The organism is Nostoc sp. TCL240-02 (genome assembly GCF_013343235.1).
Classification (GTDB): Bacteria; Cyanobacteriota; Cyanobacteriia; order Cyanobacteriales; family Nostocaceae; genus Nostoc.
Map to the genome: position 1 here is coordinate 2222995 of NZ_CP040094.1, position 12466 is coordinate 2235460.

11 protein-coding genes and 1 tRNA gene are annotated in these 12466 nt (G+C 41.7%); 10 read left to right on the forward strand and 2 right to left on the reverse strand.

The features are described from left to right. The first annotated feature begins 111 nt into the window (after positions 1-111). From FBB35_RS09635 to FBB35_RS09665, 7 genes are all read left to right on the forward strand, one after another. On the forward strand, positions 112-855 hold the full coding sequence (locus tag FBB35_RS09635; RefSeq protein WP_174709442.1) for a toll/interleukin-1 receptor domain-containing protein: 744 nt from the start codon (positions 112-114) through the stop codon (positions 853-855). Between the two features lie 29 nt (positions 856-884). Beyond that, positions 885-1208: a toll/interleukin-1 receptor domain-containing protein gene (locus tag FBB35_RS09640; RefSeq protein WP_174709443.1), complete on the forward strand. Its 324-nt coding sequence runs from the start codon at positions 885-887 to the stop codon at positions 1206-1208. A 30-nt stretch (positions 1209-1238) separates the two neighbouring features. Beyond that, on the forward strand, positions 1239-1880 hold the full coding sequence (locus tag FBB35_RS09645) for a tetratricopeptide repeat protein (protein ID WP_174709444.1): 642 nt from the start codon (positions 1239-1241) through the stop codon (positions 1878-1880). A 622-nt stretch (positions 1881-2502) separates the two neighbouring features. Then, a complete protein-coding gene (locus FBB35_RS09650) occupies positions 2503-3006 on the forward strand; it encodes a hypothetical protein (protein WP_174709445.1) in 504 nt (167 codons plus the stop codon). A 670-nt stretch (positions 3007-3676) separates the two neighbouring features. Further along, positions 3677-4819, forward strand: coding sequence for a hypothetical protein (locus tag FBB35_RS09655; RefSeq protein WP_174709446.1), 1143 nt, complete (start codon positions 3677-3679; stop codon positions 4817-4819). A 109-nt stretch (positions 4820-4928) separates the two neighbouring features. Then, the gene (locus FBB35_RS09660) at positions 4929-6185 is read left to right on the forward strand and encodes a glycoside hydrolase family 10 protein (protein WP_174713585.1); all 1257 of its coding nucleotides are present in this window, start codon (positions 4929-4931) and stop codon (positions 6183-6185) included. Between the two features lie 233 nt (positions 6186-6418). Further along, positions 6419-8074, forward strand: a complete 1656-nt coding sequence (locus FBB35_RS09665; protein WP_254625895.1) for a metallophosphoesterase family protein — start codon at positions 6419-6421, stop codon at positions 8072-8074. Between the two features lie 201 nt (positions 8075-8275). On the opposite strand, the gene FBB35_RS09670 is transcribed toward FBB35_RS09665, so the two are convergent. Next, entirely contained in the window at positions 8276-9208 is a 933-nt protein-coding gene (locus tag FBB35_RS09670; RefSeq protein ID WP_174709448.1) for a serine hydrolase, read from the reverse strand. Positions 9209-9217: 9 nt separating this feature from the next. On the opposite strand from FBB35_RS09670, the gene FBB35_RS09675 reads away from it, so the two are divergent. From FBB35_RS09675 to FBB35_RS09685, 3 genes are all read left to right on the forward strand, one after another. Beyond that, positions 9218-9922, forward strand: coding sequence for a C40 family peptidase (locus FBB35_RS09675; protein WP_174709449.1), 705 nt, complete (start codon positions 9218-9220; stop codon positions 9920-9922). A gap of 14 nt (positions 9923-9936) precedes the next feature. After that, a complete protein-coding gene (locus FBB35_RS09680; RefSeq protein ID WP_174709450.1) occupies positions 9937-10950 on the forward strand; it encodes a glycosyltransferase family 2 protein in 1014 nt (337 codons plus the stop codon). Between the two features lie 146 nt (positions 10951-11096). Beyond that, complete coding sequence (locus FBB35_RS09685) at positions 11097-12350, forward strand: MFS transporter (RefSeq protein ID WP_174709451.1); 1254 nt, start codon at positions 11097-11099, stop codon at positions 12348-12350. Positions 12351-12388: 38 nt separating this feature from the next. On the opposite strand, the gene FBB35_RS09690 is transcribed toward FBB35_RS09685, so the two are convergent. Then, positions 12389-12462: transfer RNA gene (locus FBB35_RS09690), tRNA-Arg, on the reverse strand. Between the last annotated feature and the right edge of the window lie 4 nt (positions 12463-12466).

Here is a 12466-nt window from a genome sequence, read left to right on the forward strand (position 1 = left end):
TGTGAATTTAATTACAGGGTATTAATCATAATTCTTTGTTTGGGCTTTTATCGTTGAAAAGTTAAACTGTATATTCATATACAGTAATGTGATGATATTGAACCAAGAATTATGTCTAATGCAGTTAAAGTATTCTTTTCCTACTCCCACAAAGATGAAGCCTTGCGTGACGAGTTGGCAACTCATTTGAGCATGATGAAACGTCAGGGAGTTATCGAAGCTTGGCACGATCGCGAAATCAGTGCTGGTAGAGAATGGGCTAATGAGATAGATGATAATCTTGATATTGCAGATATCATTTTGCTGCTAGTGAGTGCTAACTTTCTGGCTTCAGATTACTGCTACGACAAAGAAATGACACGGGCAATGGAGCGACATGAAACGCGGGAAGCTCGTGTAATTCCGATTATTCTGAAGCCGGCGGACTGGAATGGCGCACCTTTTGGTAAACTGCAAGCACTGCCTAAAAATGCTAAACCTGTTACAACCTGGCAAGACCAAGATGAGGCTTTTTTAAATGTCGCTCAAGGGATTCGCAGAGTAGTTGAAGAAATGGCGAAATCAAACACTTCTTCCTCAACTCCTGCTAAAAATACTACACCTGCAACTTCGAGCCCTTCTGCAACAAGTGGCGTATTAACTGAGCGCCAGCATCAGCGATGGGAGCAAGAACGGGATTCAGTGCAAGAACGGTATGACCTCGTGAGTAAAAAATTGGGACTGCTGGGTAAAGCATACGCCATTGAAACGGATGTATCTACAAAGCTGAAGCTAGAAGTGCAAATTCAGGATACTGAAACAGAACAAAATAGGTTAAATCGGCAGCTTGAAGAAATCGAGCAAAAACTTTTGTAGTTATATTTTAAAACAGCGACAGTATCGCCATGCCCCCAATTAAGTCTATTGATGTTTTTATTTCTTATCACCAAAAAGATGAAGAACTGCGCCAAGAGTTCGAGATACATCTAGCGTCCTTACGTCGAGAAAACATTATTACAAGTTGGAACGATCGCAAAATCGTCGCTGGGCAAGAAATCAAAGGCGAAATTGATGAGCATTTAAACCAGGCTGGGCTGATATTATTGCTAATTAGCCCTGATTTCATGAATTCTGATTATCACTGGACAGTTGAAGTTACACGAGCGTTAGAACAGAATGCAACAAAAAAGGCTTGTGTTATCCCAGTCTTGCTACGCTATACGGATTAGGAAACTCCTCCCATTAATGAACTGTCTCCATTGCCTAGTAATCGCAAACCGATAAAAAGCTGGAGCGATAGAGATGAGGCATTCTTGGAGGTTGTGAAAGGAATTCGAGAGGCGGTGCGATTTGTTGCTAACTCGAATTCCTCACCCCCAAAACAGACAACACAAGAACTGGAAGAACGTCAATATCAAGTCACAAGCTTGATAAACGAAGCGGCTCGTTTGTACGAAGCTAAAAAGTTCGAGGAAGCAGCCGTCAAGTTCAAAGCAGCCCTCCGTCTTGACCCGAACTCTGTACTAGGTCACACTGCACTGGGGTTAGCGCTGTACGGTCAAGGAAAGTTGTCAGAAGCGATCGCCACCTACCAAAGAGCTTTGCTAATCGACTCTAACTATGCAATCGCTCACTATAACCTGGGGTTAGCGCTGTACGGTCAAGGGAAGTTGTCAGAAGCGATCGCCGCCTACCAAAGAGCTTTGCTAATTGACCCTAACTATGCAAACGCTCACTGTAATCTAGGGATTGCGCTAAAAGGTCAAGGGAAGTTAGAAGAAGCGATCGCCGAACTGGAAATAGCTGTTCGCCTTAACCCTAGTAGCACTCTTTTTCGTAAAAACTTAGAGATTTATAGAAATGAGAAGAAGGGTGTTTGGGGGCGTTTATTTGGTGGGTAGAAGATTCTCAGTCTTATTCATCTCAAGGGTGTGCGTTAGCGTAGCTCGTCGTAGACATCGCCTGTTGTTGATGATGCGTAATAAACTCAGATGTTATATTTCCCTTTCACATTTGTCTGAATTCATGAATTGTTATATTTCAAGTATTCTTAACTAATCTTAATAAAGCTAAAAATTCCGTATCCTCTGAATAACGAGAAATCTTTGAGCCACAGTTCTATCAAAAGGATGAATTGAGTTTTTTCCCAGTTGTCAATATTTGTTGTTAAACTAATACTGAATAGTTTTTTAACTTAATATAAGAATTAACTACTTAACCAATGGTAGATGCCAAAATCTATAAAAATACAGTGTAATTAAATTGTTAATTTTTTCCTAACTTCCTTTTACTTGCGTTATCTTTTGCTTACGTGATTTTAATACTACCTTTACATTATTCCTTAAGTATAATTGTGGGATAATAGAGAATATCCTCTTTTTTTAGGCAATCCGTAGTATTATGGTCGGTTTTAGAGAAAAACTTATCATAAATTACCCGCTTAACACTTTTGCATAAAAATTAATAGGGTAGAATAACTGAATATTGCTCAGATATTTTTAAAATTAAAAGCAGGATTTTTTAATGATCGGCTTAAATAATTCAGAAAAGGACACAGTTAGCAGCACAGCATCCACCAAGAGGCTGGCAAGGGCGATGATGGTTTCTGGTGGGGAGTTCTCACTGATATTAGCTTGTTGTAACAGTGTTGAAAGACAGCAGCAAGTGCTGAATCTTTTAACAGAATTTTCATCAACAGATATCCACGAAATCTTGCTCTCACCTGCGGCTGACACATTGTATACAGCTATTACAAGTGCAATTGGTGCTACACAACCCGAAGCTTTGATGGTACGGGGTTTAGAATCTGTAGTGGAAATTAACCAACTAATCATCAGTGCCAACATCATGCGAAATGAGTTTCGGAAACAGTTTCGGTTTCCCTTGATGTTATGGGTTAATGATGAAATTCTACGCAAGCTAGTCTGGTTAGCACCAGATTTCAAAGACTGGGCAGCAAGTACTATTAGATTTGATGTACCTCACAATCAATTAGTTGAATCTGAACAACGAGCCATCAGCGCCTAATATTGGCTGAGATTACTCAAAATATTTGTAGATGCTAGGTTGAGCCGAGCAAAATCTAAGCTACGCTTCTGTTCAATTATTTATAAAATTACTTTTATTTAACCTTCGCTTACCCTAACTTCTCATGGAATATGGAAAATCTTGCTTCCATTTTTCTGTAATGCGAGGGTATAGTGTACACATAAGTCCTAAAAACCTAGCTTCATAAGTTTTTACTCGTTCTCATCCTCTACATCGGAACTAAACAAGCTATTTTCCCAGACAGGGATGTGGCAGAGAATCCACAACAAACTTTTTATCTAATGAAACCTGAGCTTCTGAGTTATTCCTAGATTGCCGTAGGATATAGAGCCATACAGTTCAGATAAGACCAAAACACTTGTAGAGACGGCGATAAATCGCCGTCTCAAAACCCACGATTTTGTACAAATAGCGCTAAACCCAAGCGTATTGGGATATATGGCGTTTTGATTGAGTGCAATTTTCACCCAGAATTTGTATAAGGAACAAAAAATTAGTACATCAGCGTCTGTATTTATATCTGTTTCAGGACAAATATACTAAATTAATTCCAACTGGTGAAGTACTGGAATTATATATTTTATTGCCTATACGTGGTTGGATACTATTTCCCAGTTCTATAACTATTGAGTAACATCGCTATATTACGATGAAAACCATGCTGAAAAAATACCTTAACACCAATCAAGCACGAATTTTCACTGCTTTGATTTTGACTGGAATTTTGTCTGTAACTAGCAGTTTAACGCTTATCAAAGATGCGACGGGGGCTTCTGCTAACCTCTCGTTAGAAACAAACAATGAAGTCCTCAAAGATAATATTAAACCAAATCGCTTGCCACGTCCAGTAGCTAAGGCGGTACTGCGAGATTTAGCCCGCAAACAGGGAATTTTTACTAGCCAACTGCAAATTATTGATTATAGTCAACAGACTTGGCGCAATGGTTGCTTGGAACTGCCCCAATCGGATGAAATCTGCACCCAAGCGTTAGTTCCTGGTTGGCGGATTGTGGTATCTAATGGCAAAAAAAACTGGGTTTATCATACCAATAACAATGGGCGATCGCTACGTTTAGCTTCGGCAAATACTCCTTCTAACAATCTGCCAGATGAATTACCTGCGTCTGTAAAAAATGCTGTTTTGCAAGCTGCATCCAGACGTTTGCAACAGCCAATTTCTCAGCTAACCATCATTCAAGTTCAATCGCAAACTTGGAGAGATAGCTGTTTAGAATTAGCTAATGCTGATGAATTCTGTACCCAAGCTTTGGTATCAGGCTGGCGAGTAGTTGTTGGTGCGGTTGACCAAACCTTGGTTTATCATACTAATCAAACAGGTTCCGCAGTCAGACTGAACCAAAAGGCTAACGAAGGTACACTGTCCCCTGTGCAAATTCCAGCCAGCGAGTTACCACCACCGTTAGATCGAGATATAGTATTTCGGCAAATCTCCAGTGGCGGTTTTGCTGGTAGAACCTACCAGACTGTCTTACTCAAAGATGGGCGATTGATTCGCGTGCGGATTGGTGATGCCAATGATTCGGAACGCAGTGTTCGCAGCGTTTCTGTGCAACAGGTGCAACAATTTCAGAGATATTTGGAACGCTCTAATTTTAGTAAATTCCAAAATTTAAGTTACCCAGCCCCCAGTGGTGCTGCTGATTATATCACCTTCACTCTTACCAGCCAAAAGGGTACAGTTCAGTACAATGATATTTCTCGAAATAACCTGCCAACGAATTTACAAGCAGCAGTCAAAGCCTGGAATCAACTCGTAGCCAGCGCCCAATAAATGATCAACCTCAGCAATGGGATTAAATAGCGATTGTTTTAGCGCTTACAATCGAAACGATCGCTATTTATGCTGATTGTTCATAATTTGATGATGTTTCTAGCAAATGATGAAAAGGTTTATCAAGTGGTGTGTTGATCATTCTTGGTGGAATATTCGCCAAAGCAGAAAGTCGGGGTTATTTGCCGTTATCGTTACCTTAAGTGTGGTAGCTACGGTGATGCTATCGTTCCCATTGAACGCTCAAATTAATCTGCCGCCAAAACTAGCATCTGAGTTAAGGGGAGTATGGTTAACAAATATTGATAGTGATGTATTATTTGAGCGCGATCGCCTCAAGGGATCTTTGCAACGCCTTGATGAACTCAATTTTAATACCATATATCCGGCGGTTTGGAATTGGGGATATACATTGTATCCCAGCAAAGTTGCCCAAAAAGTAATTGGGCGATCGCTCGATCCCACACCCGGATTACAAGGGCGAGATATCCTCAAAGAAATTGTCGATGTGGGACATCAAAAAGGGCTAACAGTGATTCCCTGGTTTGAATTTGGCTTCATGGCACCAGCCGACTCTCTCTTAGCTAAAAATCGCCCCCAATGGCTTACTAGTCGCAGCGACGGGACTCGGATTGTCCAAGAAGGCACGCATAACCGTGTTTGGCTAAATCCCTTTCGCCCAGAAGTACAACAATTTATCCAAGATTTAATCGTTGAAATTGTCAGAAACTACAATATTGACGGCATTCAATTTGATGACCATTTTGGCTTACCATCAGAATTAGGTTACGATGCTTACACAGTGGCACTTTACAAAAAAGAACACCGTGGTAAAGCTCCCTCCAAAAATTTTAGAGATCCAGAATGGGTGCGTTGGAGAGCCAACAAAATCACCGAGTTTATGAAACGGGTATTCAAAACTATCAAAGCTACTAAAAAAGATTGCCTAGTTTCCATTGCGCCCAATCCTCAACGTTTTTCTTACGAGTTCTTTTTAGCGGACTGGCAAAAGTGGGAACGGTTGGGAATCGTTGAAGACTTAGTTTTGCAGATATATCGTGATGATTTAAATGTTTTTGTTAACGAATTAGAATATCCAGAAGTAAAAGCGGCAAAAAGGCATATTCCAGTGAGTGTGGGCATTTTAGCTGGGTTAAAAAACCGATCTGTGCCGATGCAACAGATTCAGACACAAGTGCAAAAAATCCGCGATCGCAATTTTGCTGGAGTCTCCTTCTTTTTCTATGAATCCCTCTGGAATATGGGCAAAGAAAAGCCACAAGAACGTCAAACTGGCTTCCAGAAGGTTTTCCCCACACCTGTAGCTTACCCGAATTTGCTAGCAGGTTGGAAACCATTTAGTTAATAGTCATTTGTCCTTGGTTATTGGTCATTAGTCATTGGTACTAATGACTTCGATTTCTCCACGGCTTTTTATGAAAATAAGTGAAGCCTGCGTTCAGTCGGTGAACACTCTAAAAATTTGGGATGTTACTCATGATCAGACGCTTACACAGCCGTAAAATTTCCTTAGTGGCTATGCTTACGCTTGTAATATGCCTTACTCTGGTAAGCGTGCGTTCATTTGGGCAAACAATTATGACATCAGCACCCCAACTGCTCACCGATCCATTTTTACAACTGCCAACTGAAACCTCAGTGCAAGTAGTTTGGTTCACTGAGTTTGCTGGTGTTAACCACACAGTAACTTACGGTGAAAATCTTAAACAAACTGCTAAGGCAAATACTACCAAACTCAATCGCACTCGTGAAGACCAGCAATCAAGAGTTGGAAGCCAAACTAAAGATGGGCAAGTTTATCAAAAACCAGTTCAGCGCGACATTTGGCGACATGAGGCTGAGGTAGGTGGGTTAACTCCTGGAGTCCGGGTAAATTATCGTGTCACCAGTGTGCGAGAAGACGGTGAGAGTGCTAGTAGTGATGTTTTTACCCTTGCAGCTACTCCCAAACCAGATACACCACTAAAAATTTTACTTACCTCAGATCATCAATTAAAGCCGATGACAGCAGCAAATCTGCAAAAGGTGGTAGAAACAGTTGGACGAGTTGATGGGGTGTGGTTTGCTGGTGATTTAGTTAATATTAGCGATCGCGCCTCAGAATGGTTTGATGATAATAGTGGTGGGGCGTTGTTTCCCGGCTTACAAGGTCGTGCTACTTATGAAATGACGCACAACGACATTAAGACAACTTACACTGGTGGACAAATAATTCAACACGCACCTATGTTTACTTGTATTGGTAATCATGAGGTGATGGGGCGATTTGCCAGGATGGGAAGTTTAGATGGTGAATTTGATGATACAATTCCTCGTACAGTTGCTCAAAAAATCTATCAAGACAAATCTTTAATAGATAATTCTTTTAATACTAATACCTACGAAGAGATTTTCTCTTTACCAAAAAGTAAAGAGGGTGGAAAAAGGTATTATGCAGTCAGTTTTGGGGATGTGCGTTTAGTGGTACTGTACGCTACAAATATGTGGCGAACTCCCAGCTTAGATGGAAAGCGTAAGGGTAGATATCTAGAAGCTGAAAAGGATTCAAATAATCCTGAAAACTGGGGTTATGGACAGCTAATTTATGAGCCAATTGCTCAAGGGAGCAAGCAGTATAATTGGCTAGAAGCAGAACTCAACAGCCCTGAATTTAAACAAGCAAAATACAAAGTTGTGATGTTCCATCATCCTCCCCATACTCTGGGTGATAATATCGTTCCTGCTTATACAGAACCTGTTCAAATAATTGAACGGGAGGGTAATAATATTAAAGCAGTGCGTTACGAATACTCGAAAGATGCAGATTATATTATCCGTGATGTTGTGCCTTTATTAGAAGCGGCTAATGTGCAATTGGTATTCTATGGGCATTCTCATTTGTGGAACCGTTTTGTTAGTCCCAGTGGAATGCACTTTCTAGAAACATCTAATGTGGGCAATACTTACGGCGCTGCTTGGGGTGACAGAAAGCGAGAAGTGCCAATTGGATATCAAGAGGATTATGTTAAGGTTGGCGATCCCAATGGTTTGGAACCAATAGTGCCCACAATTTCCCCTTTGTTGGGTGAAGATGGTAAGCCGATGCCTTATATTTCGAGTAATAATATTACGGTTTTTAGTATTTTTGATACGGGGGCGGGGACAATAAGTAGTTATCGCTTTGACACTCGCAAACCTGATTCGGAAGTAGTGAAGTTTGATGAATTTAAGTTGAAATATAGCAATCCTATCTGATTTGTGAAAATTGGTGGATTTAGCTCCCCAACTTATTTCATAAGTCGGGGATTTTGTTGTTTGCAAATGATTAAGGATTGCTATAGAGTAATACGGTTCAGTTATGGCTAAAACTTTTTATTAAAGTCAATTTTTTTAACGAACCGCAGAGGCGCAGAGAACACAGAGAGAAGAAAGAAGTTATTAATCCATGCTATTGGATTATAAGCTGCTAATCGCATCAGCAAATAGTCCAGAAACAAAGGGCAAAATAGCCTGACTCTTAGCCTGCACTTTACCTTCAGTAAACACCACTAAGAGGTAAGGGCGCTGTTCTGGTAACTCAATATACGCTGCATCATGACGAACTTGACTTGTCCAGCCTGCTTTTGACCAAATTTGAGCATTTTTAGGAAGTCCACCACCTAAAAAACCTGTTACTTGATTTTCCTCGGTGTCAGTGGGTAAATCGTTGAGAGGACGTTTCAGTAAAGCCATCATTGCTTGCGATCGCGCACTTGAAACCGCCACTCCACCTACAATACTATGCAGTAACCTAGCGATCGCATTTGTTGTTAACATATTGCGATTTTCTAGTAACTCTCCCGCAAACGCCCGTTCCCGTCCATAAGGCCCATCACCCCAAGTTTTTTGACAGACGTTAATCGTCTCCATTTCTTCCCAACCCAAAGATTGATAATAGCGGTTAACGATATTACGCTGATATTTCCAAGTTTCAAAGGGCCCGGTTGGTAATTCTGGCCCAGATGTAGTACCACTTAAAATATCCACAACCAAGCTGGTAGCATCGTTACTAGAATCGACAATCATATCCTGCAAGGCGCGTTCCAATTCCTTGGAAGTTTGACTCATGCCTTTTTCTAGCCATTCATTTACCGCCACCAGGTAAAATAGCTTGACTACACTAGCGGGATAAATCCGTTCAACACCGCGATAAGTAAAACCACGGACTGGATGATCCCAAAAAGCGTTGGGAGTCAGCGCCCCACCAGTATTTACTAGCACTGGTGGATCGTAAACAACCCAAGTCAAGGCAATTTGATTCCGGGCTAAAGTCGGAAATGCTGCCCAAGTTGCATCTAAAATGCCATTACCAATATTTTCGAGTTGTTCGTCTTTATTAAAAAAAATCATTCTCTAATAATGTCCTTTAATCTAAAATCCGAAATCCAAAATCCAAAATTAGGGGAGTATCAGTGTTTAACTGACCTAAATTTATATGATTCTCCTGAATGTACACGTTTAGCAACTCAATCTGCATCTGGGAGGCATTTGTGGGTAACATCAAATCGTCAAAATTTAGCGGTCGAGGTGTATTTGTGTGAAGATGACTATCCGGGATGGTTATCTCTTTCAGATTTTGATTCATTACAACCTGCTACTGTACCTTATCAGGCTGCAACATTTTCTGAATCTGAAATTAAGAAACTCCTCGCAGAGGTCATCGCCTTTACCCAAAAAGCGATGCAACAATCAAATTATTACCTTTGGGGTGGTACGGTTGGGCCAAATTATGACTGTTCTGGGTTGATGCAGGCGGCGTTTGCTTCAGTGGGTATTTGGCTACCTAGAGATGCCTATCAACAGGAAGAATTCACCCAACCAATTACGATTGCAGAACTAGCAGCCGGGGATCTGGTATTTTTTGGAACTAACCAAAAAGCAACCCATGTCGCACTTTATTTGGCCGATGGCTATTACATCCATAGTTCTGGTAAAGATCAGGGACGGGATGGAATTGGGATTGATATTCTCTCGGAACAGGGAGATGCTGTTAGTCTGTCGTATTATCAGCAGCTGCGAGGTGCTGGTAGAGTTTTTAAGAGTTACGAACCACAGAGACGCTGAGGACACAGGGGTATATGAGGAGTGGGAAGGTTTATCAAGGGTTGAGTGAGGAGAATGGGGCGATTTCGGCTATTGTCCCAGATGTTTCGGTGGTGGTGCCTATACATGATGAGGTGGAAAGTTTGCCGCTTTTACTAGAAGCGATCGCATCTACTTTATTTTCTAGTCAGGTAAATTATGAAATCATCTGTGTGGATGATGGTTCTACAGATGGTTCCGGGGATTTTCTGAAAAAAGAGGCGCAAAACCGCACTGATTTAAAGGCGGTGATTTTGCGTCGCAACTACGGACAAACTGCGGCGATGGCTGCTGGGTTTCATTATGCAGTGGGGAAAGCGATCGTTACCTTAGATGCCGATCTCCAGAATGACCCGGCTGATATCCCCATGTTATTAGCAAAGCTGGATGAAGGTTACGATTTGGTAAGTGGTTGGCGGCAAAAGCGCCAAGATGGTGCTGTAAATCGGTTACTTCCTTCCAAAATTGCCAACTGGCTAATTCGCCATACCACTAGCGTGAATATTCATGATTATGGCTGTTCGCTGAAAGCTTATCGTGCAGAACTGTTGGCAGATATGAACCTCTACGGCGAACTACACCGATTTTTACCCGCTTTGGCGTACATCGAAGGAGCTAGAATTACTGAAATACCCGTGCGTCATCACGCACGTCGTTTTGGTCGCAGTAAATATGGGATTTGGCGGACATTCCGGGTGTTGATGGATTTGTTAACCATTCTATTTATGAAAAAATTCCTCACCCGGCCGATGCACGTTTTTGGGCTTTTGGGCTTGATTTCAATGGTTTCCGGCACAGCGATCGGAATTTACTTGACTTTCGTCAAATTAGCTTTAGGTGAGATGATTGGCAATCGCCCCTTGCTAAGTTTAGCTGTTCTCCTGCTAGTAACTGGGGTGCAGTTATTTTGCTTCGGTCTTTTAGCAGAATTGCTCATGCGTACATACCATGAATCTCAAGGACGGCCTATCTATCGCGTGCGAGAAGTAGTAGCAAAAAATGTTAAGTAACGTAACAATAGTAATGATTAGTCATTAGTCATTGGTCATTGGTCATTAGTAAATAGTTAAGAGTAAATATTGGTTGACTCTAAACAAAGGACAAAGGACAAAGGACAAATGACAAATGACAAACAACTCATTAAATTGCATCTACCTTGAAAGCACTTAATACTTTTGACACCGAACTACGGCGCAACCTGCTGATTTTATTTACAGCAGGTTTATTATTCTGGTCGAGTTTGTCTTCGCTCTTACCAACCTTACCGCTTTACATCAATGATGTGGGCGCAAGCAAGCAAGAAATTGGGATTGTGATGGGCAGTTTTGCCATTGGGTTATTGCTATCTCGCCCGACGCTGGGACGGTTAGCCGATGAACGTGGTCGAAAAATTGTCTTGTTAATTGGTACGATAGTAGCTGCGATCACACCCTTTGGTTACTTGGCAACCCAATTAATTGGGCTGCTGATCCTGGTACGAATTTTTCATGGTATTAGCGTTGCTGCTTTTACAACTGGCTACAGTGCCTTAATCGCAGATTTAGCTCCCGCAAAAACTCGTGGCGAAATCATTGGTTACATGACCCTAGCAACTCCCCTTGGTTTAGCAATTGGCCCTGCCTTGGGTGGGTATTTAGAAGCTACAAGTGGTTACGGAATATTATTTCTGGTATCTGCGGAATTGGGTTTTTTCGCTCTCTTGGGAATTGTACAAGTCATGAATCCACCAGTGCAGACACAAGAGCAAACTGAGGCAGAGGATCGCAATTATTGGCAAATTTTGAACAGTCCACAGGTGAGAGTTCCAACTATAGTTATGTTGCTGGTTGGTTTGTCTATCGGTGCTGTACATACCTTTGTCTCGTTGTTTCTCAAATCCAGTCAGGTAGACTTCAATGGCGGACTGTTTTTTACAGCTTCGGCAATTTCTAGTTTTAGTATCAGGGTATTTGCTGGTAAGGCAAGCGATCGCTTTGGTCGTGGTTTATTTATCACCTTTGGTATTTTTTGTTATGTTTTAGCGTTAATACTGCTGTGGCAGGCTCACAGCTCGATGGTTTTCTTATTGGCTGCGCTCGCTGAAGGTGCTGGTAGTGGTACACTAATCTCGATGATGATTGTAATGATGACAGACCGTTCACTGCCAGAAGAACGGGGGCAAATTTTTGCTCTATGCATAGCTGGACTTGACCTGGGAATTGCGATCGCTGCTCCTCTTTTGGGCATCATCGCAGAACAAGTCGGCTACCGCGATATGTTTGGCTACGGTGCTGCGATCACTTCTGTTGCACTTGTCATCTTCGTCACCCAGTCGAGCAAAAACCTATCCAACTCCCTGCGCTTTGCACTAGGTCTAGCTCCAGATGCTTATGCCTTGAAAAACTTAAAAGTTAGGAGTGAAGAAATTTAATTCCTCACTCCTAACTTTTGACTCTTAGCCTGATAAAACGGGCGAGGAGGGATTCGAACCCCCGACACCGTGGTCCGTAGCCACGTGCTCTAGTCCACTGAGCTACACGCCCTCAC